General features: G+C 70.1%; 20 protein-coding genes. 6 read left to right on the top strand and 14 right to left on the bottom strand.

Annotated features, from left to right (window positions below; translation table 11 throughout):
- Positions 1–4 precede the first annotated feature (4 nt).
- Positions 5–739: a (2Fe-2S)-binding protein gene (locus ACWFR4_RS37925; protein WP_453656337.1), complete on the bottom strand. Its 735-nt coding sequence runs from the start codon at positions 737–739 to the stop codon at positions 5–7.
- A gap of 221 nt (positions 740–960) precedes the next feature.
- Here ACWFR4_RS37925 and ACWFR4_RS37920 point away from each other — a divergent pair, with 221 nt between their 5' ends.
- Positions 961–1,995 carry a DMT family transporter gene (locus ACWFR4_RS37920; RefSeq protein WP_453656336.1) on the top strand — a complete coding sequence of 345 codons (1,035 nt, stop codon included), beginning with the start codon at positions 961–963 and terminating at the stop codon, positions 1,993–1,995.
- Here ACWFR4_RS37920 and ACWFR4_RS37915 read toward each other — a convergent pair.
- Positions 1,985–3,205 (bottom strand): transglycosylase family protein, encoded by a 1,221-nt coding sequence (locus tag ACWFR4_RS37915; protein ID WP_453656335.1) that lies wholly within the window; start codon positions 3,203–3,205, stop codon positions 1,985–1,987. The genes ACWFR4_RS37920 and ACWFR4_RS37915 overlap by 11 nt on opposite strands.
- 131 nt (positions 3,206–3,336) lie before the next feature.
- Positions 3,337–4,308 carry an acetylxylan esterase gene (locus tag ACWFR4_RS37910; RefSeq protein WP_453656334.1) on the bottom strand — a complete coding sequence of 324 codons (972 nt, stop codon included), beginning with the start codon at positions 4,306–4,308 and terminating at the stop codon, positions 3,337–3,339.
- A gap of 145 nt (positions 4,309–4,453) precedes the next feature.
- On the opposite strand from ACWFR4_RS37910, the gene gndA reads away from it, so the two are divergent.
- Entirely contained in the window at positions 4,454–5,893 is a 1,440-nt protein-coding gene (gene gndA / locus ACWFR4_RS37905) for an NADP-dependent phosphogluconate dehydrogenase (RefSeq protein WP_453467799.1), read from the top strand.
- Between the two features lie 612 nt (positions 5,894–6,505).
- Here gndA and ACWFR4_RS37900 read toward each other — a convergent pair.
- The 10 genes from ACWFR4_RS37900 to ACWFR4_RS37855 all read right to left on the bottom strand — a co-directional run bounded on the left by ACWFR4_RS37900 (position 6,506) and on the right by ACWFR4_RS37855 (position 15,663).
- Positions 6,506–6,964 carry a nitroreductase family deazaflavin-dependent oxidoreductase gene (locus ACWFR4_RS37900; protein ID WP_453656333.1) on the bottom strand — a complete coding sequence of 153 codons (459 nt, stop codon included), beginning with the start codon at positions 6,962–6,964 and terminating at the stop codon, positions 6,506–6,508.
- Positions 6,965–6,983: 19 nt separating this feature from the next.
- On the bottom strand, positions 6,984–7,655 hold the full coding sequence (locus tag ACWFR4_RS37895; protein WP_453466770.1) for an aspartate/glutamate racemase family protein: 672 nt from the start codon (positions 7,653–7,655) through the stop codon (positions 6,984–6,986).
- Positions 7,656–7,659: 4 nt separating this feature from the next.
- Positions 7,660–8,016, bottom strand: coding sequence for a GNAT family N-acetyltransferase (locus ACWFR4_RS37890; RefSeq protein ID WP_453466768.1), 357 nt, complete (start codon positions 8,014–8,016; stop codon positions 7,660–7,662).
- A 29-nt stretch (positions 8,017–8,045) separates the two neighbouring features.
- Positions 8,046–8,474: an aspartate 1-decarboxylase gene (panD, locus tag ACWFR4_RS37885; RefSeq protein ID WP_453466766.1), complete on the bottom strand. Its 429-nt coding sequence runs from the start codon at positions 8,472–8,474 to the stop codon at positions 8,046–8,048.
- A gap of 298 nt (positions 8,475–8,772) precedes the next feature.
- Positions 8,773–9,186, bottom strand: a complete 414-nt coding sequence (locus ACWFR4_RS37880; RefSeq protein WP_453656332.1) for a hypothetical protein — start codon at positions 9,184–9,186, stop codon at positions 8,773–8,775.
- A 46-nt stretch (positions 9,187–9,232) separates the two neighbouring features.
- Entirely contained in the window at positions 9,233–9,742 is a 510-nt protein-coding gene (locus ACWFR4_RS37875; protein ID WP_453656331.1) for a protease inhibitor I42 family protein, read from the bottom strand.
- 13 nt (positions 9,743–9,755) lie between these two features.
- A complete protein-coding gene (locus ACWFR4_RS37870) occupies positions 9,756–11,339 on the bottom strand; it encodes a peptidoglycan-binding protein (protein WP_453656330.1) in 1,584 nt (527 codons plus the stop codon).
- An 11-nt stretch (positions 11,340–11,350) separates the two neighbouring features.
- Positions 11,351–11,722: a hypothetical protein gene (locus ACWFR4_RS37865; protein ID WP_453466758.1), complete on the bottom strand. Its 372-nt coding sequence runs from the start codon at positions 11,720–11,722 to the stop codon at positions 11,351–11,353.
- 391 nt (positions 11,723–12,113) lie between these two features.
- Complete coding sequence (locus ACWFR4_RS37860; RefSeq protein WP_453466757.1) at positions 12,114–14,501, bottom strand: SpoIIE family protein phosphatase; 2,388 nt, start codon at positions 14,499–14,501, stop codon at positions 12,114–12,116.
- Positions 14,502–14,697: 196 nt separating this feature from the next.
- Positions 14,698–15,663 (bottom strand): antibiotic biosynthesis monooxygenase, encoded by a 966-nt coding sequence (locus tag ACWFR4_RS37855; protein WP_453466755.1) that lies wholly within the window; start codon positions 15,661–15,663, stop codon positions 14,698–14,700.
- Positions 15,664–15,763: 100 nt separating this feature from the next.
- Between ACWFR4_RS37855 and ACWFR4_RS37850 the strand changes: the two genes are divergently transcribed.
- Both ACWFR4_RS37850 and ACWFR4_RS37845 read left to right on the top strand, forming a co-directional pair.
- Complete coding sequence (locus tag ACWFR4_RS37850) at positions 15,764–16,591, top strand: FAD binding domain-containing protein (protein ID WP_453656329.1); 828 nt, start codon at positions 15,764–15,766, stop codon at positions 16,589–16,591.
- The gene (locus ACWFR4_RS37845) at positions 16,588–19,305 is read left to right on the top strand and encodes a molybdopterin-dependent oxidoreductase (RefSeq protein ID WP_453656328.1); all 2,718 of its coding nucleotides are present in this window, start codon (positions 16,588–16,590) and stop codon (positions 19,303–19,305) included. Before ACWFR4_RS37850 ends, ACWFR4_RS37845 begins: the two co-directional genes overlap by 4 nt.
- A gap of 58 nt (positions 19,306–19,363) precedes the next feature.
- Here the strand turns inward: ACWFR4_RS37845 and ACWFR4_RS37840 are convergent, their stop codons facing one another.
- Positions 19,364–20,650 carry an MFS transporter gene (locus ACWFR4_RS37840; RefSeq protein WP_453656374.1) on the bottom strand — a complete coding sequence of 429 codons (1,287 nt, stop codon included), beginning with the start codon at positions 20,648–20,650 and terminating at the stop codon, positions 19,364–19,366.
- Between the two features lie 333 nt (positions 20,651–20,983).
- On the opposite strand from ACWFR4_RS37840, the gene ACWFR4_RS37835 reads away from it, so the two are divergent.
- On the top strand, positions 20,984–21,568 hold the full coding sequence (locus ACWFR4_RS37835; protein ID WP_453466749.1) for a dihydrofolate reductase family protein: 585 nt from the start codon (positions 20,984–20,986) through the stop codon (positions 21,566–21,568).
- A gap of 135 nt (positions 21,569–21,703) precedes the next feature.
- Positions 21,704–23,152, top strand: coding sequence for an argininosuccinate synthase (gene argG / locus ACWFR4_RS37830; RefSeq protein ID WP_116506170.1), 1,449 nt, complete (start codon positions 21,704–21,706; stop codon positions 23,150–23,152).
- Positions 23,153–23,263 lie beyond the last annotated feature (111 nt).

The following is a 23,263-nucleotide window of genomic DNA, read 5'->3' as shown; positions in this document are numbered from 1 at the left end:
AAGGTCACCCAGAAGCGGCCGGTGGGGAAGAGTGCTGCGGCGGCCGCTCGAAGCAGCAGTCGCCGCAGAGACCGCCGCCCGGGGCGCGGTAGATGAGGCAGCAGCTCATGCGGCGGAAGGCGGTGCCGGTGCGCGTGCCGGTCGCGGCGAGGCGGGGGTCCTCGAAGAGTTCCGTGGTCAGGAGGCGGGCGCGGGCGGCGACGTCGGGGCGCCCCGCGCGGCGCGCCCAGCGGCTGATCTCGCGGGCCGCGCCGGCGAGCGCGGACCCGGCGTTGCCCCGCAGCAGCGGGGCCGATACGCGGTAGCGGGCGCGCAGTGCGGCCGACAGCGGTTCGAGGTGGCGGTCGAGTACGAGCTCCGCGATGTGCGCGCTGTCGGCGGGGAGCTGGCCCGTACCGGCGAGGAACAGGTCGTCGGGCGCACCGGCGTCGGGGTTCCAGTGCAGCAGCGGGGGGTCGAGGTCGGGGACGCGCCCGAAGAGGGCGGCGCTGCCGAGTGACAGCGACCAGAGGCGCGCCGCGAGTCCGAGTTGGGCGACGGACACGGCAACGCGCGCTTCGGGCACGGAGAGTGCCCGCGCGACCTTCTCGACGCGGTACGCGAGAGGGTCGCGGACCGGTGCGTCGGTCTGATAAACGCACTCCAGGGTCGAGAGATCACTCTCTGCCGCGCTCGCGTCACACAGGGCGAAGAATCCGCCGAGGGAACCGAGTTCGCGCAGGTCGATGTGGGCTGTCACGGCCTCAGTACAGCAAGTAGGCGTCCGCAGGTCACGGGTGGGGTGCACCCCGTGTCCCCCGCCGGGTGGAGGACCGGGGGCGGGTCGTACTCCATCGGCAGTAGGACCCAATGCGTGCTCAGGTACGACGACGTGAGCGCCGGTAAGAGAGATCGTAGAGGTATGGAAACCGACCGTTCGCCGCGCCACGGGATGCGCTGCCGCACAGTGAGGAGCGGCCGATGAGCGCACTCACGCTGGCCGTGCTTCTCTCCCTCGTCTCCGCGGTCGCTTACGCGGGCGGCGCGATCCTCCAGGAGCGGGTCGCGGTCTCCACGCCCCAGCACACCTACGCGCCGCTGCGCCGCCCGGTGTGGTGGTGCGCGGTCGCGCTCAACGGTCTGGGAGCGCTCCTGCACGTGGTGGCCCTGGCGTACGGCCCGCTGAGCCTCGTCCAGCCCTTGGGCGCGCTGACGATCGTGTTCGCGCTGCCGATGGCGGCGCTCTTCGTGCACCGCAAGGCCGGGGCCACCGCCTGGCGTGGCGCGATCATGGCCACGGTGGGTCTCGCCGGCCTGCTCTCCCTCACGGGGTCGGCGTCCGAGCAGTCCCTCGAAGGCACGGAACGGCTGATGGTCGCCCTCGTGACGGCCGGCACGGTCCTCGCCCTGATGACGCTCGCCCACGCCGTGCACCGCCACCCCGTGGTGCGCAGCATTCTCCTCGCGGGCGCGGCCGGCGTCGCGTTCGGCATCGCGTCCGTGTTCACGAAGTCCGTCGCGGTGGAGTGGACGGAGGACGGGACGTTCGCCCAGTTCTCGAGCTTCCTGGTGATAGCGGCGCTCGCCACGTCCGGCATGCTCCTGTCCCAGGCGTCGTACCGCGGCGCGGGCCTCGCGGCTCCGCTCGCCACGGTGACCGTCGTGAACCCGGTGGTCGCGGCGGCGGTCGGTCTCACGCTGTTCGGCGAAACGTTCCGATACGGCACGACGGGCACCGCCCTCGCGCTCGCGTGCGGTGTCGTCGCCGCGGGCGGCCTGATCCTGCTGACGACGGAGCGGATCAGCGGGTCGCGCAAGGCGGCCGCCGAGTCGGTCGTCGCAGCGGTGGTGCCCGCTCAGCCCACGCCCAAGTCACCGCGCGCGATCACCGACGGCGAGCCGCTGATGCGGCGCGTCGAGGCGCCCGTGCGGGACGCCGATCCGCGGGGCCGAAAGGGCAAGGGCGGCCGTTACGACGAGTGGTACAGCCCCCGCGACGAGCGCATCAAATCCTGACGCCGTGCGCCCGCAGATACGCCAGCGGGTCGACGTCGGAACCGAAGCCGGGCCCCGTCCGCACCTCGAAGTGCAGATGCGGGCCCGTGCTGTTGCCCGTGGAACCGGAGCGCGCGATGCGCTGGCCGGCCACGACCCGCTGTCCCGCCTTCACGCTGAGCGCCGAGAGATGGCCGTACTGGCTGTACTTGCCGTCGGCGTGCCGGATCACGACCTCGTACCCGTACGACCCGCCCCAGCCCGCGGAGACGACGTGGCCCGCGGCGATGGCCTTGACAGTGGTGCCGGTGGACACGGCGAAGTCGACGCCCGTGTGGTAGCCCTTCGACCAGGAGGAACCCGCCGCGCGGTAGGGGGTGCTGAGGCTCGCCGAGACGGGGGCGATGACGTCCTGGGACGCGGCCGGCTTCTCGGTCCGCGACCGGGTGGCGGTGGTCGTACCGGTCTTCTTAGCGGGGGCGGCGTCCCGTTTCTGGTCGCTCTTCCTGTCGGTCTCCTCGTGCTTCCCGGCGGGCTTCTGGGCCTGCCGTTCACGCCCCTGCGGGGCGGCCGGGTCGCGCGGCTTCGCCGACGGGCGCAGGGCGAGCCGCTGTCCCGGCAGGATGAGGTCGGGGTCCGAGCCGATGGTGCGGCGGTTCGCCTCGTACAACTTCCGCCAGCCGCCCGGCACTTCGCGGGCGTCGGCGATACCGGAGAGGGTGTCGCCGCCGACCACCGTGTACATCTGGGCCGTGCCCGCCGTCGACTGGGGCGTGACCTCGGGCTTGACATCCTTGACGGTGCGCTGGGGCTTCTGCCGGACGGTTTCGGTGTGCGGTCCCGGAGTGTCGCCGCCGCGGGTGAGGCCGGCGCGGGCCGAGCAGACCGGCCAGGCGCCGGGACCCTGCCCGTCGAGGACCTTCTCGGCGACGGCGATCTGCTGGTCCCTGGTGGCGCGGTCGGCGCGCACGGCATAGGCGGTGCCGCCGTACGCCTCCCAGGTGGACTGTGTGAACTGGAGCCCGCCGAAGTAGCCGTTGCCGGAGTTGATGCTCCAGTTGCCGCTCGACTCGCAGGCCGCGACCTTGTTCCAGGTGTTCGCGTCGGCGGCGTGCGCCACGCCCGCGCCGATGAGAGGGATCGCCATACCCGCGCTGCCCGCGGTGACGGTGAGCGACGCCCGGTTGATCCGGTTCGGCTGATACCGGCGATGCCGACCGCGTACGGCCATGGAAGCCCCCTCAGGCACACGTCAGAAGCGGCAAGTTAGCCGCTCCGGCACACTCATGACAAGACCCGCACAGGGGTGACACGGGCAGCCAAGAGGGGCCAAGGGGGCTTTCCCCAGGCGTAGTTCGCGAATCAGCCGCGCAACCTCAAGGGCAGCCAGTCGAGTTGGGCGGCCTGGTGGAAGGGCCCGCCGCCCTCGTGGTCGTTGAAGGTGTACACCTTGATCGTCTTGTCCTGGCCTGCATAGGAGTTGAACGCCGCGAAGACCGTGGAGGGCGGGCAGGTCTGGTCCTCCAGCGCCACCGAGAAGAGGGCGGGCGCGGTGCCGCGCGCCGCGAAGTGCACGCCGTCGAAGTACGACAGCGTGCGGAAGACCTGCTCGTCGGCGCCGATGTGCGCCTTCAGATACAGGGCGATCTCGCGGTACGGGTGGCGTTCGGTGAGGGTGGCCGCGCGGGGGAACTGGCACAGGAACGGCACGTCGGGCGCGATGGCGACGAGGTCGGGCACGAGGCCGCCGACCGCGATCGTGATGCCGCCGCCCTGGCTGCCCCCGAGGGCCGCCACGCGCGACGCGTCGACCATGGGGTGCGCACGGGCCGCCTCGACGGCGCGCACGGCGTCGGTGAAGACACGCCGGTAGAAGTACTCGTGCGGGTCCTCGATGCCGCGCGTCATGAAGCCGGAGTGCGCGGGTCCGCTGCCGACCGGGTCGGGGGTGTCGCCCACCCGGCCGCCGGAGCCCTGGCCGCGGGTGTCCATGACGAAGTGCGCGAAGCCGGCCGCGGCCCACATCAGGTTCGTGTGCGGCAGGCCGCGTCCGCCTCCGTAGCCGATGTACTCGACGACGGCGGGCAGCGGCCCGGTCGCCCCCGACGGCAGGACGAGCCAGCCCTTGACCGGATGCCCGCCGAACCCGGCGTACGTAACATCGAAGACGTCGACCGCGGACAGCGGCACATCGACCGGGACGAAGCGTGCGTCGAGGTCGTGCTCCCGCGCCTCGGCCAGGGTCTTCTCCCAGAACGCGTCGAAGTCCTCGGGCCGCGTCAATGTCGGCCGGTAGGACTGCAGTTCGTCGGGCGGCAGGTCGAAATGAGGCACGGGCAGCTCCTTCTCCGTAGAGATATCCGTAGAGACTTCCGCAGCGAGTCCTGCGGGCTCGAGAGAGCGTCGCAGCGTCACGGTACGCCTTACCACGCTACAAATGAACAAGAACGATCACCTCCCTACGTCAGGAGCGACAGGCATGAGCAAGTCAGCCCAGATCGGTGTCACGGGGCTCGCTGTCATGGGGCGCAACCTCGCCCGGAACTTCGCCAGGAACGGCTACACGGTCGCCCTGCACAACCGCACCGCGTCCCGCACGCACGACCTCGTGGCGGAATTCGGCGGCGAGGGCGAGTTCGTCCCCACCGAGACCGCGGAGGAGTTCGTGGCGGCGCTGGAACGGCCGCGCCGCCTGGTGATCATGGTCAAGGCCGGCGACCCCACGGACGCGGTGATTCAGGAGTTCGCGCCGCTCCTGGAGCCCGGCGACATGATCGTCGACGGCGGCAACGCGCACTTCGCGGACACCCGGCGCCGGGAGCGCGAACTGCGCGAGCGCGGCATCCACTTCGTCGGGACGGGCGTCTCCGGCGGCGAGGAGGGCGCCCTGAACGGGCCGAGCATCATGCCGGGCGGCAGCGAGGAGTCGTACGCGGCGCTCGGCCCGATGCTGGAGAAGATCTCCGCGAAGGCCAAGGACGGCGCCCCGTGCGTGACGCACGTCGGCCCGGACGGCGCCGGCCACTTCGTGAAGATGGTCCACAACGGCATCGAGTACGCCGACATGCAGCTCATCGGCGAGGCCTACCAGCTCCTGCGCGACGTGGCGGGCTACTCCCCCGCGCAGATCGCCGACATCTTCCGGAAGTGGAACACGGGCCGGCTCGACTCGTATCTGATCGAGATCACAGCCGAGGTCCTGTCGCACGTGGACGCGGCGACCGGCAAGCCCTTCGTGGACGTCGTCGTCGACGAGGCGGAGCAGAAGGGCACGGGGCGCTGGACCGTGCAGATCGCCCTCGACCTGGGCGTCCCGGTGTCGGGCATCGCCGAGGCCGTCTTCGCGCGCTCGCTCTCCGGCCACGCGGACCTGCGCGCCGCCTCGAAGGACCTGGCGGGCCCGACGCCGACCACGCTGAGCGAGCCGGAGGCGGCGGCGTTCGCCGACCGGGTCGAGCAGGCCCTGTACGCGTCGAAGATCGTGTCGTACACGCAGGGCTTCCACGAGATCACGGCGGGCAGCGAGGCGTACGACTGGGACATCGACCTGGGAGCCGTCGCCTCGATCTGGCGCGGCGGCTGCATCATCCGGGCCGCGTTCCTCGACCGGATCACCGCCGCGTACGACGCCCGGCCCGACCTGCCGAGCCTCCTCGCGGACAAGACGTTCGCGCAGGAGATCGGCGCGGCGCAGGACGACTGGCGTGCCGTCCTGGTCGCCGCGACGGTCGAGGGCGTCCCGGCGCCCGGCTTCGCCGCCGCACTCGCGTACTACGACGCGCTGCGCGCCGACCGCCTCCCGGCCGCACTCACCCAGGGCCAGCGGGACTTCTTCGGCGCCCACACCTACCGCCGCACGGACCGCGAGGGCGCGTTCCACACGCTGTGGGGCGGCGACCGGTCCGAGGTGTCGGCGTAAGACCTTGCCGCTACCGAACACTTGCCCTACACCTCCCCCCTTCAGGGTGGAGGTGTAGGGCATCCTGCCCGTAGCGGCCCGGAGGGGCGCAGTGGCATGGCTAGGATCGCCTTGTCCGACAACGGAGTTGTCGGATCTACCGCCGGACGGGCGGAAAGTCAGGCCTGCGGAGGCCTTGTAAGACCGACCCTCACCGGTCGGCAGAGGCCCGTGAAACAGGAACCCAAGGTGGTACGGCGTAGCAGTACGGACCGGAATTCCCTGCCCTCGGGCAGGGAAGGGCGTCAAATGGGTGAAGGCTCCGGCTCGGGCGGCGCCGGCTCCGGGTCGGGGCTCGGCGGGCCCGGGGACGGCGGGGGCGGCGAGGGCCGCGGCGTGGGGCCGGGGCCGGGCGACGGGGGCGTCGGGATCGGGGCCGGGAACGGCCCGGGATCGGGGACGCCGGGCCCCGGCGTCGGCGGGGTGACGGGGTCGGGGAAGGGATGCGTCATCGATTCCTCCAGGGGGGTCGGAGGCCGGCCGCGCTCCGGGCGGGGCGCGGCCGGTCCCTGCCACTGTCTCCCGGCACGCGTGCCCACGCCCGCCGGGTCCACACACCGCCCCCGGCGACTCTCAGCCCTTGATGCGGGTGAGGCGTACGACGGGAATGTCCCGCTCGGTCCTCTTCTGGTAGTCCGCGTACGGGGCGAAGATCTCCACGAGATGGGGCCACACCCTGGCCTTTTCCTCCTGGGAGAGGGTCTCGGCGCGGGCGGCGAACCGCTCGGTCTCGACGCGCAGCCGCACGTCCGGGTTGGCCTCCAGGTTCAGGTACCACTCGGGGTGCTGGTCGGCGCCGCCCTTCGAGGCGACGATCAGGTAGTCGTCGCCGTCGCGGTCGTAGATCAGCACTGTGCGGCGCCACTTACCGGAGTGACGCCCCTGGTAGTCGAGCAGCAGACAGGGCGCGCTCATCGGGCCGGGGATCGTGGTGCCCTCGGTGCCGCCGGACTCCTCGTACAGGCGGGCCTGCTCGGCGACCCAGCCCGTGGGGCTGATCACGACGTCGGTGCCGGTCTCGTCCTGGGCCATCTGGCTCTCCTCGTTCAGCTCAAGCCGGTGTCACTCGGTACGAACTCGGCTCAGCGTAGGCCGTGTTGTCCGCCGCCGCGCGCAGGCCGGGGCGAGGGCTGGAGAGAACGGGGACCGTCGCGGTGGTCCGGTCGGCGGCGGGTGCCATGGAGGCCTGGGCGAGCACGACGACGTCGACATCGGTGAGGGCGTCCACGCCGGCGGCCACGAGGTCCCGGTAGCCCTCTCGGTCACCGGCCTCGAAACGCTCCCAGGCCCCTGCCACCAGCACCGTGCGTATGTCGACCGGGCGGCCGGCGCGGGCGGCCTCCTCCTCGACGAGGGCGACGGTCGGCGCGAGGGTGCTCTCCAGCGCGGCGACCACGGCGACGGCCCGTCCGGCTTCGACTGCGGCGGCGGCCATCGGCCGGTCCACGCGCAGGACGGGGACGCCGACGGCGGCGGACTGGTCCTCGGCGACGCCGCCGATGGTCGAGCAGGTGCAGAGCACGGCGTCCGCCCCGTCGGCCACGGCGGTTTCGAGCAGCGCGCGTACGTCGTCCGCGACGGCGTCGGGCCCGGCGGTCCTGGCCCGTTCGAGCAGGCTCTCGTCCACGAGGTGGCGCAGGGCGAGGCCGGGGTGATCGGTGTCGCGCAGGGCGTCGAAGACGGGGACATGGACCGGGGAAGTGTGCAGAAGAGCGAGGCTCATGGGGTCACCACTTGGACGGGTCGTCGGCGAGCGCGCGCTGTGCGGCGTCCATCAGCTCGGGCGGGGCGACGGGGGCCTCTCCGGGGTGGCGTGCGGCCCACTCCACCACGAACGGGCACAGGGGCGCGACGGCGATGCTCTCGCGGGCGGCGATGGCGTACAGCTCGCGGGCCATCGATCCTGCGATGCCCCGGCCCTCGTGCTCGCGCTCCACGACGGTGTGCACAGGCACGAGGGCCCTCTCGGGCGAGTCGAGGACGAAGTACTCGATGTACCCGAAGACGGCGCCTTCGGGCTCTCCCGCCGCACCGGCCACGAGGAGGCCCTTGTCCCGTTCGTCGCGGATCTCGATGTCGCTCATGGGCTCTCCTCGCGTCTGCGGCCGGCCGGTCAGCCGGCGGTGGCTGCCACCGCCTGGGGGCTGCGCTCCGTGTCCCCGCCCGGAACCGGCTCGGACGGGTCGGCGCCCAGGGCCACGATCCGGTTCTCCCGGTCCACGTGCACGACCTGGGGCCGCAGCGCACGCGCCTCGGCGTCGTCGACCTGAGCGTAACTGATGATGATCACGAGGTCTCCGGGATGCACGAGATGGGCCGCGGCCCCGTTGATCCCGATGACACCGCTCCCCCGTTCCCCCTCGATGACGTACGTCTCCAGGCGGGCGCCGTTGTCGATGTCGACGATGTGGACGAGCTCGCCGGGCAGCAGATCGGCGGCGTCGAGCAGATCGCGGTCGATGGTGACGGACCCGACGTAGTGCAGGTCGGCCTGGGTGACGGTGGCACGGTGGATCTTGGACTTGAACATGGTGCGCAGCATTCAGCACTCCCGAAATTCGCTCCCTGCCCGCTTTTTGCAGGTCAAGGGCCTTCTGCACTCTACATCGGCACGCGTCGGACTCGAAGAGTGTGAGGAAACATCGGTTCACTCCTGGGAGAAGGCCCCGTGCCTGCGGTTCCGCGCGAACCAGGCTGTTGTGACGCCGCCGGCCAAGCGCCTGTTCGGACACCCGTCCCGGAATGTGCGAGGACTGATACTGATCAGATGCTTACTTCCTGACGACACATCAGGCCCGGTGGCCTCACACCCGCCGCCGTACTCGGATCGGCTGCTCAGATCACGTACACCGGCCCCGCGCCCGGGCCAGCTGCTTCAGTTCGATGATGGTCGCGACGGCGTGCAGCCAGCCGGCCGCGGTGTCGTCGGCGGCGATCCCGCCCACGAGTTCGGTGCCGGCCTGCAGCCACTCCCGTACGAGGACGGCCGCCTCCCGGCGGGGCAGGGGCTCGGGCAGCTCCGCGGCGCGGGCGAGTCCGCCGGCGCGCACGGTGTCGGCGAGGAAGGCGACCGAGCGCGGCTCGGTGCCGAGGCGGTCGAGGATGACGGCTGCGGCCGCTGCGCCGTCGCCGAACAGGGCGGTGCGCCGGGTGCCGGGTGCGGCGGTGAGGCCGTAACGCAGCAGGACGGTGATGTCGAGCCGGGCCAGCTCGTCGTCCGTGCGGTCCGGCGGGTACGGGGCGTCGTCGTTCATGGCGGGGCCTCGGGTGTCTCGTCTCATCTGACTGGTTCGCTGCGGCTCAGTTGACGGTGACGGTGTAGGTGATGCGCTCGGGGGCCTGGGAGGGGGTGGCCGCCCCCGTGGTCGGGGTGGCGGAGGGTCCGGTTGTCTCGGGGGGCAGGGTCGAGGTGTTGCCCTGGCAGGTGGTGAAAGTGCAGTGCAGCAGCGTGAACCGGGTGGTCCCCTTGCCCTTGGCCTCGAACGTGAAGGTGAGCCGGTGGCCGGCGCCGGCCGCCGGCTCGTCACCGGAGTCCGACGCGTCGTCCTGGCCGCGGCTGACCAGCACCGAGCTGTCGGGCTCGGGGTCGACGAGGTACCAGTACTCGCGCGTGGAGGCGTTCTGGTCGACGGTGAGCGTGAAGCGCTCGCCCGGCTCGGCGGTGATGCTGGTGTCCTTCACCGGGTGGTTCGTCGGGCGGCCCGTGGCGCCCGAGGGGTGGCTCGCGGTGCTGGTGGAACCGCCGGCCGGTTCGTCGGTGCCCGAGCCGCAGCCCGTGGCCAGAGCGAGGAGCGCGGTCACCGCGATCACGGCACCGCCCCTGCTACCGCGGAAGATAGACGCTGTACGCGTTGGGGAGATCACTGTTGGAAGCCTTGCCCATGTGGCCGTTGATGAAGTCGTCCTCGCTGACCCAGGTGGTCTGGCCCCAGGGGTTGTACACCTGAAGCTTGTCACCCTCCTGGGCGATGATGGTCATGGCGTGGGCGCCCTCCTTGCCCGAGACGTCGACCGGGACCGGCCGTCCCTGCGCCACCGAGTTCTCGACTTCGGTGAGGGCCGCCCTGCGGTCGTCGGCGCTGTTCAGGTCCTGGCGCTGGTAGTCCGTGCCGGTGGCGCTGCCGACGGTGGTGTCGTTGATCCGTTCCTGACCCTCGGGGCCCATGCCGCCCCAGTTCTTACCGCCGTCGCCTTCGGTGTGCAGCCGGTGCTGTTCGGCCACCAGGCGCTGCTTGAAGGCGTCGGGGTCGTCCTGCTGTCCGTCGGGGCCGCCGGTGAGGTCGAGCGCGTACAGGGGGTCGACCATGGCGCGGGACGTGACGGTGGACGAGGCCACGCAGGTGCCCTCGGAGCCGTCGCCGCCTTGGATCCACAGCTGGCCGTCGAAAGTGACGTAGTCCTTGTTGTTGTTCGAGCCGTCCGACGCCAGGCCCTCGTCGTTCATGCTGTCCGTGGCGGTGACCACGGGAGTGAGATGCCGGCGCAGCCAGTCGGGGTCCTTGCCGTGGATCTTGTCCTGGAACGTCCCGATCTCGGCGACACTGTGGCCGGCGGCCAGGGCCTTCATCAGGTAGGCCCGCTCCTGCGGGTTGTCGGACTTCGCGAGCATCCGCTCCATGGCCGTCTCGTCGTCGAGGTTCAGCAGGTCCATCCGCGTCGACGCGCGCGCCAGGTCGCCGGCCGTGAGGATCTCGTTCAGCTCGGTGTCGGCACCCGCGACGCCGGTGTCGGCGAGCATCAGCTTGTCGATGGCGGTGAGTTCGCTGGTCTCCATCTTCCCGGCCCGTGCCTCGGCGGCCCACTTGTTCAGGTCCCGGGCCGCGACGCGGGTGGCCTCCTGCGCGTCGGAGACGGCGGCGTGCATCAGGTCGACCGCGTAGGAGCCGAAGTGGGCGGCGTTCTTGCGGTCCCACTCCTCCTCGTCGTTCTCGTGCAGGTCGTCGAAGAATCCGTCCTTGCCGCCGAGCGTCTTCTTCTGCTCCAGCAGCTGTCCGCGGCCCTGCTCGTCCTTGCGCTGCGCGGCGCCGATCGCGTCGGCCAGCGTCAGCAGCACCGTGGCGCAGCCTTGGAACGCCTCGCCCATCTGGGTCGCGGACCGCCCGGCGGCGTTCACCACGTCGGAGGCGAGGACGCTCGTGTCGCCGACCCACACCTCCGGAAGACCCTTGCGGCCCACCCGGTCGACCTGGTCGAAGACGCTGCCGACCGGGTCGGCCTGGCCTCGGTAGAGACTTGCCAGGCCCTCCAGCACGCCCTGGTCGCCGCCCGGTTCGGGTACCGAGAGGGCGTCGTCGATCAGGTCGAGGAGGTCGTTCTTGCTTCCGGCGCCGAGCATCTTCTTGGACAGCCCGGCGAGCCACGCGAGGCGGAAGGAAGGGGAGTTGAGGGGAGAGGAGAAGAACGACATCGGCCCGTTCCTCAGTAGCTCGACAGGGCCGAGGTGCGCCCGCCCTGGGTCGATGTGCCGGTGAGGCTGCTCGTGCCGCCGACGGGGACGCTGTCCGCGTGCGTCTTCACCAGGCCGTCGGTGCCGTGGTAGGTCTTCTTGGCCAACTGCACCTTGCCACCGAGCTCGTGCAACGCCGACGCCAGTGTCTTGGTCTCCGCCTCCCACGCCTTGACGAACGCGTTCAGCGCCGACGCGGCGTCATCGCCGCCGACGTGGTCGTACGAGTAACTCGTGCGGGACTTGACGGCCGAGCTGACGCCGTCCATGTCCGTGCCGGCGTCGTCGAGTTGCTGGGCCTGGCCGGTCATACCTGCCTTGACCTGGTAGCCGTCCGAGCCCACCGCGCCTCCCCCGTATGCGTTCGATCACGACCGCGGGCAGGCTAACACGCACTGTTTATATGAAGGTTCACACGTCGTCCGCCACACACACCTCCTCCACATCACCGCCCCACGGCACGCCTGGGCGCTCATCCCGGCCCAGGCCATCGGCCGCAACTCCCCCTCGCGCGCGGCGCGTTACAAGGGACAGGGTGACCACCCTCTCGCGGACGTACTTCGGCGCTTGGACTCCCGTCACGGTGTCGTCCGCTGTGGGATTCCGGGGCTCTGCGCCGTGAGATCCCGGTCACGTCACGTCAGGTCGGGGCGAAAGGGACGCGAGGAAGATCCGAGAGCGCGATTCCGCACTGCGAGAGGCTCCTCGGATTCCTGGCCGGACCAGGGGTCGAACTCACGACTCCAGAATCAGGTCCAGCGGTACTTCCTGCCCCAGCCCGATCTCGGCCCAGATCGTCTTGCCCTGGCGCTCGTAGCGCGTGCCCCACATGGCGGTGAGCTGCGCCACCAGGAAGAGGCCCCGCCCTCCTTCGTCCTCGTCGCCGGCGTGTCGGAGATTCGGAGAGGTGTGGCCCCCGTCCGAAACCTCGCATATCAGTGTGCGGTCGACGTCCCGAAGCAGGCGCAGGGAGACAGGGGGGCGGCCGTATCGGAGGGCGTTGGTGACGAGTTCACTCACGACCAGCTCTGAGACGAACGCCGCCTCGTCCAGCCCCCAGTCCTCCAGCTTCCCCCGGACGAGTGCGCGGACTCCGGCCACCTCGGCCGGGTCGGAGGCGACATCCCAGGAGGCCACGCTGTCCTCGGGGAAGGCGTGGACGCGCACCAGCAGCAGCGCGGCATCGTCATCGGCGGATCCCTGGGCACACAGAGAGACGACCTCATCGCACGCCTTCTGCAGGGATCCGGCCGAGGCGTCCAGGGCGCCGCACACATCTGCCACTCCCTCGTCCACGTCCCGGCCGCGCGCCTTGACGATTCCGTCGGTGAACAGGGCGAGCACAGCACCCTCGGCGAACTCGAATTCCACGCTCTCGAAAGGCAGCCCGCCGATGCCCAGTGGGGGACCTGTGGGCAGGTCGAGCGGTTCAGCGTGCCGGGTTCCTGTCCCACGGCCGGTGGCGACCGGCGGGAGGTGGCCCGCGCTGGCCACGGCGCAGGTACGGGAGGTGGGGTCGTACAGGGCGTACAGGCAGGTCGCCCCGAGCGCCCTGTCCGTCCCCTCGTCGCCCGGCGTCCGGTGTATTCCGACGCGCGCCTGCCCCACCAAGTCGTCGAGCCGGGTGAGGAGTTCGTCCGGCGGCAGGTCCAGGGCGGCCAGTGCTCTCACGCTCGTGCGCAACCGTCCCATGGTGGCCGCGGCGTCCACCCCGTGCCCCACCACGTCACCGACCACCAACCCGACGCGGGCGCCCGACAGCGGAATCACGTCGTACCAGTCGCCCCCGACTCCGAGAGGACCGGTGGTGGGGATGTAGCGGTGCGCGAGCTCGATGCCACTGGGTTGCGGCAGTTCTCGCGGGAGGAGGTCGCGCTGCAGTTTCAGCGCCGTGGTGTGCTCTCGGACGTAGCGGCGGGCGTTGTCCACGCACACCGCGGTGCGCGATGCCAGTTCTTCGGCGAGGGCGCGGTCCTCCTCGGTGAACGGTGCGCGGGGCGGCCGCCGCAGGAGGGTGACCGTGCCGAGCGTGGTGCCGCCCAGGAGCAGGGGCACGGCCAGCAGGCGTCGGTGCGCGGTCATCGGCCGACTGCCGATGACACCCAGCAGCGCATCACTCTGCGCAACGGACGGGGCGCTCCTGGTGCGCTCTGCCATGAGCCGCAGCCCTGTCGGTGCGCCGGAGGCCGAGGAAGGGGCCTCTTCTCCGGCCAGGACCGACTCCGCGACCTCGATGCGTACGGAGTCGGCGAGATCCGGAACCACGAGGCCCGCGACTTCCTCCGCCGTTTTCCCGACGTCGAGCGTGGTACCGATCCCGCTGGCTCGGCTGAGCAGCGCCAGGCGAGTCTGTGCCTCGTAGCGATCGGTGACATCGACGGACGCCTCGCAGACGCCCAGGGGGTGGCCCGCCTCGTCCTGCAGGCGGAAGTACGAGCACGAGTAGACCCGGTGGTACTCGCAGGCGGCGGGGGTGGGCCCGCGCCAATGGACGTCGAGCACGGCTTCGCCGGTGCGCAGCACTTCCTCCAGTACCTCCTCCGTCTCGTGGTAACCCGGAGGGGACAGGATGCTGCCGTGTGGATAGAGCACTCTGTTGGCCTGGCCCTCCCATTCACCGGCGTGCCAGCCCATGACCTGCTGCACGACGTCGTTGGCCCAGTTGAGGTGGGCGTCAGGGCCGTAGACGCTGAGCCCCACGGGGGCCTGTGTGAAGAGCCCGGACAGCATCGACTGGTCGGTCACCCACTTCTGATAGCGGTCGCTCGCCGCCGCCATCACGACCCAGGCGGGCCTCCTCCGGTCCTGCTCCACCGGAAAGACGCGCAGGACCGTCTCCACCAGCGCCCCGTCCGGGCGTCGAACGGTACGTCTCTCGGTCCGGGCGTCCCCGTGTGCCGGTGCCCCCGGTGCCCCGAGGCCTTGCAGCGTGTCGCCCCGGGCCCGAACATCGCGCAGCACCTCGCTCACCGAGCGACCGAGCACATCTCGGGTGTCGGCACCGTAGAGATTGCGGGCTCCAGGACTCCAGCCAGTCACTCTCCCCTGCGCATCCAGCACGATCATCGCTGCCGTGGTCGTGTCGAAAGGGTTCTGATGACCGGTCTCGCATGATGCGTGCATCGTGGCCATGCGACCTGCCCAGTACTGAAATGTCTGCATTCAAGGTTACGCCTGCGGCCCCGCGGCACGGCTTCGCCGCAGGTCACCGCCACTGCGACCACAGGAGGTCGACGATCCTTGTGCCGGCCGGCGGAACGGCGTCTTCAGATGATTCGGTCTCCTCGAATGATCATGTGTCGCGGGAAGAACGCGGGCGTCAGCCCGTCGTCAGCGCGAAGATGAGGATGGTCAGGGCCCAGCACAGGGCCACGAGTGCAGCGCCCGCCACGTCGACGCGTACGGTGCGGGTCCGGCCGGGCCGGAGCCAGAAGGCCAGAGCCCGGTTCACCAGGGGCATGAGCAGCCAGCTCAGAATGCTGACGCTCAGTACGTTGCTGAAGAACAGGCCGAGGTATCCGGGTACGCCCAGGACGGCAAACTCATGACCCACGGTCAGATTCAGCACCATGACAGTGGGATAGAGGGCCAGCACGACCGTCATGGCCTGTTTCCAGTTGGGCGGGACCTTCTCTTCCTCTCCCGCGCCGAACCGGAACCAGCCGCCGAACGCCGTCCCCACCTTGCGGACGTCGTAGGACGCGAAGTAGTCACGCCCTTCCTTCAAGAGGTGCTCTCTTCTGCTGGAGTCCAGCCAGGCGTCCAGATGTTCACGGGTGTCGTACCGGAAAACGACCACCCAATGGTCCTGGATCCCCTCGACGGGCCGGAAGAATTCCGTCCCCATAAAGCCCGGATATTTCTCCTGCTCCCTCAGGACCTTTTCCTGCCAGTGCTCGAAATCTTCCTCCTTGCCCGGCCGTACGTCGTGCGAAATGACCGCCGTGACCCCCTCCACAGGGTCGGGCTCCTCGATGTGACCGCCGGCGAGGACCTCTTGTGTCGGGGTGCCGTCCAGCAGCGCCCGGCCTTCGGCCAGTAGTTCCCGGCGGGCGGTCGAGTCCAGCCACGCGGTGAGCTGGTCCGTGCCGGCGAAGCGGAACACCACTACCCATTCGTGTTCCTCGCCGGATCCGGGTGGATAGGTCTCGGTCCCCTCGAATCCGTCGAAGTCGCGGACGGCCCGGTTCACCTTCTCCTGCCAGCGGTCGTACTCCTCGTCGAGACCGTCCCGCACCTTCTGGGAAGTCACGACAGTGGCACAGCCGCTTGCACGGATACCCATACGGCGTAGTCTAGTTCACAGGGAATTCCAACGACACTTGAATTCTCACGACGCTCGGGGAATATCCGTCGCACGATGATCGCGCGAGAGATCAGTCTCCATGGACCTCAACACCATCACGGAAGTCGTCCGGCGCCCGCTCGATTGGCCCGGCGTGGACTGGCGTGAAGGCGATGCGTGGCTTGCGGGTGGTACGTGGCTGTTCTCCGTGGAGCAGCCGAGTCTGCGCCGGCTGGTCGACCTGACGGCGCTGTGCTGGGATCCCCTCGTCCCGGGCCGGGCGGGCCTAGAAATCGGTGCGACGTGCACCATTCGCGATCTGCATTCCTTTGCTTTTCCGGGTGACTGGACTGCGGGCGCCCTTTTCGCAAAAAGCTGCGAAGCCTTCTTGTCGTCGTTCAAGGTGTGGAATTCGGCGACCGTGGGCGGCAACATCTGCCTGTCCCTGCCTGCCGGCCCCATGATCACGCTGGCGGTCGCCCTGGAGGCGCGGTACGAGCTGTGGGCTGCCGACGGGTCCACGCGCACCGTCGATGCCCTCGACTTCGTGACCGGCGACCATCAGAACGTTCTCCGTCCCGGGGAAATACTGCGACGCATCGAGATTCCGGCGCATGCCCTCAGAAAACGCGCCGCGTACCGCCGCTTCACGCTGACCCGCCTCGGCCGTTCGACGGTCTTCCTCATCGGTACTCGGACACCGGGCACGAGCGACCTGCTGCTGACCGTCACCGCCGGTACGACACGGCCCGTACGCATGGCTTTCGACGCCATGCCCGATTCCTCAACTCTGCGGCGGAGTATCGACGCTGTTCCCGACGGCCTCTGGTTCGCAGATCCCAATGGGACCCCAGATCACCGGCGCCATCTGACGAAGCACTTCGCCGAGGAGATTCGTCGCGAACTCTCAGCCGGTGACGTGTCATGACCTACCTCGTGAACGGCAAGAACTTCGACGAACAGCCGGACCCCGGCCAGTGCCTGCGGACCTTCCTGCGGTCGCTCGGCCACCACGGCGTCAAGAAGGGGTGCGACGCGGGCGATTGCGGCGCGTGCACGGTGTGGCTGGACGGCAGTCCGGTGCACAGCTGCATCACCCCCGCCTTCCGCGCCGAGGGCCGTGAGGTGACCACGATCGAAGGGCTCGGTTCACCTGGCCAACTGCACCCGATGCAGCAGCAGTTCCGCGATGCGCCGGGATTCCAGTGCGGATTCTGCACGGCAGGGATGATCATGACGTCGGCGACCTTCACCGAGGCACAGAAAGCGGACCTGCCTCGCGCACTGAAGGGCAACCTCTGCCGCTGCACCGGCTATCGGGCGATCGAGGACGCGGTGAAGGGCGTCGTCGGCGTCGAGACCGCCGCGCCGGGAAAGGCTGTCGGCACGAGCGTCGGCGCACCGGCGGCCGAGGACGTGGTGACCGGTCGCGCCGAGTTCACGATGGACACTCGCATCGGAGGCATGCTGCACCTCAAGGTGTTGCACTCGCCGTACGCGCACGCCCGGATCATCTCGATCGACAAGACCGCCGCGCTGGCGGTGCCCGGCGTGCATCGGGTCTACACCTGGGAGGACGTGCCGCGCAGGCGGTTCTCCACGGCGATCCACACCGACCACCTCGTCGATCCGGACGACACGTACATCCTCGACGACACGGTCCGCTTCGTCGGCCAGCGGGTCGTCGCAGTCGTCGCCGACACGGTCGGCGCGGCGGAAGAGGGCTGCCGCAGGGTCGAGGTGGAGTACGAGGAGCTGCCGGCGGTGTTCGACCCCGAGGCCGCGATGGCCGACGGCGCTCCCCAACTGCACGGTACGGACGACCCGTTCGTCCGCGATTCCGTCCGCAACACCCTGCTGGAGATCCATTCGCACATCGGCGATGTCGACGCGGGGTTCGCCGAGGCCCACGTGATCCACGAAGGAACGTACTCGTCGCCCCGGGTGCAGCACGCGCATCTCGAGACCCACGGCTCCATCGCCTGGCTGGAAGACGGCCGTCTCAACGTGCGTACCAGTTCGCAGTCGCCGTCGATCGCGAAGGTCAAGCTCGCGCATCTCTTCGCGCTGCGCCCGGACCAGCTCCGCGTGTTCTGCAAACGGGTGGGTGGCGGCTTCGGCGGCAAGCAGGAAGTGATCTCGGAGGATCTGGCGGCGCTCGCCGCCCTGGACACCGGGCGGCCCGTCTGCTTCGAGTACACCCGCGAGGAGGAGTTCACCACGGCCTCGCCACGGCACCCGATGAAGCTGACGGTCAAGCTCGGCGCGAAGGCGGACGGCACCCTCACGGCGCTCCAGGTCCGCAATGTGTCGAACACGGGAGCCTACGGCAACCACGGCGGCGAGACCCTGTACGCGGGCGGCGCCGCCGTCATGATCTACCGCTGCCCGAACAAGAAGTACGACGGGTTCTCCGTCTACACCAACACAGTGCCGAGCGGGGCGCTGCGCGGTTACGGGATGACGCAGCCGGCGTTCGCCGTGGAGTCGGCGATGGACGAGCTGGCCCGCGCCCTGCACCTCGACCCGCTCGAACTGCGACGGCGCAACATCGTGCGGCCGGGCGATCCGCTCGTCGCCATGCACGACGGTCCCGACGACGTGATGTTCAACGAGGACGGGCTCGGCAAGTGCATCGATCTCGTGGATCACGCCATGGCCCGTACCGCCAACGAGCCGCCACCCGGCTCCGGTTGGCTCATGGGCTCCGGGGTCGCGAGTTCCCTGCACGAGACCGCGCCCCCGACCGAGCACATCTCCGAGGCCTGGGTCACGCTCGGCGACGACCTCGTGTACGAACTGGCCGTCGGCACGGTCGAGTTCGGCGAGGGCACATCGACCGCGCACGTCCAGATCGCGGCCACCCAACTGGGGACGACGCCTTCGCGTATTCGCCTTGTGCAGTCGGACACCGACCGCACGGGATTCGACACGGGCGCGTTCGCGAGCGCGGGACTCTTCGTGGCGGGCAACGCCGTACTCCGCGCGGCCAACGCCGTACGCGACCGCATTCTCGAATTCGCCGCCGCGCACACGGGTGTCCACGTGGTCATGTGCTCACTGGGCGACGGGGAAGTCGTCTGCGGGGACCAGCACGTGCCGCTGGCCGAACTCGTCGCGCTGGCCCGCGCGCGCGGAATCCGGTTCACCGCCGCACGCAAGGCCTATGGATCGCCCCGGAGCGTCGTGTCCAACACGCAGGGATTCAAGATCGCGGTGCACCAGGTGACGGGCGAGATCCGCATCCTCTACAGCGTTCAGGCCACCGACGCGGCCGTCGTCATCAACCCGGCGCAGGTCCGGGGTCAGGTGGAGGGCGGGGTGGCCCAGGGCATCGGCTTCGCGCTGACCGAGAACTACCAGGTCGACGCGGGCGGAGCCATGGCCAACCCGAACCTCCGCAACTACCGCATCCCCACCTACGCCGACGTCCCCCGCACGGAACTGCTCCTGGCGAAGTCGGCGGATTCCTTCGGGCCCATGCGGTCGAAGGGAATGGCGGAATGCTGCATCAACCCGGTGGCCCCCGCACTGGCGAACGCGCTCCACGACGCCACGGGCGTTCGCTGTCGCGCACTGCCCCTGACGCCGGAGCGCATCTACAGCCGGTTCAAGGAAAACCGGTCGATAAGGACCGCCTGAGACCCGCCCCGTCCAGGAACGGGGTCAGCACCCCGCCCGGAGGAACCTGGCTGCCGCATCAGTCCATGACAGCCCGGCGCACCGGCAGCGTCCGTCCCAGGCGTGCCAGCGGGGACAGCGCCATCAGCAACGGGGACAGCAGCATCCCTGCCGCCGTCACCGCGAGGCTGGGGCGCAGCCCCCACTCGTCCGCGAGGAAACCGCCGAGCAGGGAGCCGAGCGGGGTCAGGCCCATGCCGACGAACGTGATGGTCGCCGCCGCCCGGCCCTGCATCCCGTCCGGGGTCAGGGCCTGCCGGACGCCCATCACCGTGACGTTCACCAGCTGGCCGAAGGTCCCGAACACGAGGTTGACCGCGACGAGGGCGAGAACCGTCGCCGCGGAGGAGCCGTGCAGCGCGGGCACACACAGGAACACGCCGTCGCCGAGTGCCGCCGCGGACACGAGCACCACACCGTGCCCGAACCGGCCCGGCAGGCGGGCGGCCAGCAGCGAGCCGAGGAGCGCGCCCGGCCCCGTTGCCGCGAGCGCGAGACCGATCTCCGTGCCGGACAGATGCAGTTCCCGTGGCAGGAAGAGCAGATAGACGGTCATCGTCGCCGCCAGCGAGAACTGGAACGCGGCCGAGGCAAGGCACACGGCCCGCAGCGAGGTGTCGCCGACGACGAAGCGAAGGCCCTCGCGGATCCGCCGCCACACCCGCGGAGGGCGTTGCGAGGCCGGTCGAGTGGGCTCCTGGAGACGCTGCGAGCGCTCTTGCGTGGGCTCCTGGACCGACTCGCCGCGGCGGATCCGTCGGATCGACAGGAACGACAGCGCGAAGAGGAGAGCGCCGGAAGCGGCAGCGATCGGCGCCGTCAGGAGTGAGACCAGCGCCCCGCCGAGTGCGGGGCCGGCGATCTGGGCGGCGGAGCGGCTGCCCTCCAGCGCGCTGTTGCCCCGCACCAGCTGATCGCGTTCTACGAGCCGTACGAGAGATGCCTGGTAGGCCACGTCGAAGAACACGGAGAAGGCCCCGACGGCGAAGCCGGTCACGAGCAGCACGGGCAGGCCGAGCGCGCCGAGGAGCCCTGCCGCGGCGGCGGCGCCCAGGACCAGCGCGCGGCCCACGTCGGCCAGCACCATCACCGTGCGGGTCCGCCACCTGTCCACCCACGCGCCGGCCAGGAGCGACAGCAGCAGGATCGGCGCCTGCCCCACCGCGCGCAGGACGCCGAGCTCACCGGCGCCGGCGCCGAGCGTCAGGACGGCACAGAGCGGCAGCACCACCAGAGTTGTGTGTTCGCCGAGTTGGGAGACCGTCTGGCCCACCCAGAGTCGGCGGAAGTCACGGTCCCGCCACAGGCTTGGGGAAGCAGGCCGATCGGAAGCGGATCCGGCGGAGGAAGCGGATCCCGCAGAGAAACCGGAGGACCCAGAGGACGCAGACGAACCAGAGGACGCGGAGGGCACAGGGAACCCTTGCAGTGCAGACGACGAGGCCCGCCACCGGGCGCGCAGAAGGCGCACCGACGGTTCAGGCAGGAGAGAGCTCGCTGTGCCACGCGACAAGGGCAGCACGCGATGACGGGCCGATCACGGCCTGCAGCGTCAAAGCGTGCGCGTACGACCGGGCATTTCTCACTCCTCTTGGGTCACGCGCCGCCCCGACACTAGCCCGTACCGAAGGAGACCGACATGGGAAAAATCGTGATCAGCGAGAACGTCTCGCTCGACGGGGTCGTCCAGGACCCGACCGGCGAGGAGGGCTTCAGGCGCGGGGGCTGGTTCGACCGGATGGCGGACAAGGACCGGCTGGAGTGGACCAAGGTCGAGTTCGACGAGGCGCTCGGCACGGAGGCGCTGCTGCTCGGCCGGCGGACCTACGAGTGGTTCGCGGCCCGGTGGCCGTCCCGGAGCGGCGCGTGGGCGGAGCGGCTGAACGCCCTGCCCAAATACGTCGTGTCCTCGACCCTCGTCGACCCCGTGTGGAACAACTCGTCGGTCCTCGACGGCGAGGTGGTCGCCGAGGTCTCGAAACTGAAGCGGGAGCTGGACGGGGACATCGTCGTCTATGCCAGCCGCAGGCTCGTGCGCACGCTGCTCGAGCACGGCCTGGCCGACGAGCTGCGGCTGATCGTCCACCCGGTCGTGCTGGGGGCCGGCGAGCGCCTCTTCGGCGAGACAGGCGACGAGCTGTCGCTGCGCCTCCTCGACACCCGCACCGTCGGCGACGGCCTCGCGGCGCTCACCTACGGGATCGTCGGGGACGCCCAGGGATAAGCGGCCTGAACCCGGGTCGCCCCGCGGTGCGCCGCGCCTTCTCCGCGTTCACGATGAAGGAGGCGTCACAGAAGAAGGCGTCGCAAAGGGACACCCCCCTTTGCATAATCATTCTTTGGGATGCATACTCTTCCTATGTCTAAGGTTCTCACCTCCCTTCCCGCCGGCGAGCGCGTCGGCATCGCCTTCTCGGGCGGCCTCGACACCTCCGTCGCGGTCGCGTGGATGCGCGACAAGGGTGCCGTCCCGTGCACCTACACCGCCGACATCGGCCAGTACGACGAGCCCGACATCGCGTCGGTGCCCGGCCGTGCCAAGACCTACGGTGCCGAGATCGCGCGCCTGGTCGACTGCCGTGCGGCGCTGGTGGAGGAAGGCCTGGCCGCGCTCGCGTGCGGCGCGTTCCACATCCGCTCGGGCGGCCGTGCCTACTTCAACACGACGCCGCTGGGCCGCGCCGTCACCGGCACCCTGCTGGTACGGGCGATGCTCGAGGACAACGTCCAGATCTGGGGCGACGGCTCGACGTTCAAGGGCAACGACATCGAGCGGTTCTACCGTTACGGCCTGCTGGCCAACCCGCACCTGCGCATCTACAAGCCGTGGCTCGACGCCGACTTCGTGACGGAACTCGGCGGCCGCAAGGAGATGTCGGAGTGGCTGGTCTCCCACGACCTGCCGTACCGCGACAGCACCGAGAAGGCGTACTCGACCGACGCCAACATCTGGGGCGCCACCCACGAGGCCAAGACGCTGGAGCACCTCGACACCGGCGTGGAGACCGTTCAGCCGATCATGGGCGTGCGGTTCTGGGACCCGTCGGTGGAGATCGCCGCCGAGGACGTGACGATCGGCTTCGAGCAGGGCCGCCCGGTGACGATCAACGGCAAGGCGTTCGCCTCCGCCGTCGACCTGGTCATGGAGGCGAACGCGATCGGCGGCCGCCACGGCATGGGCATGTCCGACCAGATCGAGAACCGGATCATCGAGGCGAAGAGCCGCGGCATCTACGAGGCCCCGGGCATGGCGCTGCTGCACGCCGCGTACGAGCGTCTCGTGAACGCGATCCACAACGAGGACACCCTCGCGCAGTACCACAACGAGGGCCGGCGCCTCGGGCGGCTGATGTACGAGGGCCGCTGGCTGGACCCGCAGGCACTGATGGTCCGCGAGTCGCTGCAGCGCTGGGTCGGCTCGGCCGTCACCGGCGAGGTGACGCTGCGGCTGCGGCGGGGTGAGGACTACTCGATCCTCAACACCACCGGCCCGGCGTTCAGCTACCACCCGGACAAGCTGTCGATGGAGCGCACCGAGGACTCGGCCTTCGGCCCCGTGGACCGGATCGGCCAGCTCACCATGCGCAACCTCGACATCGCCGACTCGCGCGCCCGGCTCGAGCAGTACGCGGGCCTCGGCATCGTCGGCACGACGCACCCCGAGCTGATCGGCGCCGCGCAGGCGGCGGCGACCGGCCTGATCGGCGCAATGCCGGAGGGTGGCGCCGAGGTCATCGCCTCCCGTGGCGAGGTCTCCGAGGACGACGAGCTCCTGGACCGCGCCGCGATGGAGTCCGGCACCGACTAGCCCCGACGGGCAGGACGTGAGCGAGGAGGAGGGGGTGGCCACTGCGGCCCCCCCCCCCCCCACCCACCATTTCAAGCGGGGACCCGGATTAAATAGCAGTGGGGAGGGCGT

The sequence above is a fragment of the Streptomyces sp. NPDC055140 genome (genome assembly GCF_053607285.1).
The sequence above is the reverse complement of the archived record's forward strand: the minus strand, read 5'-3'. Positions and strand labels throughout refer to the sequence as shown.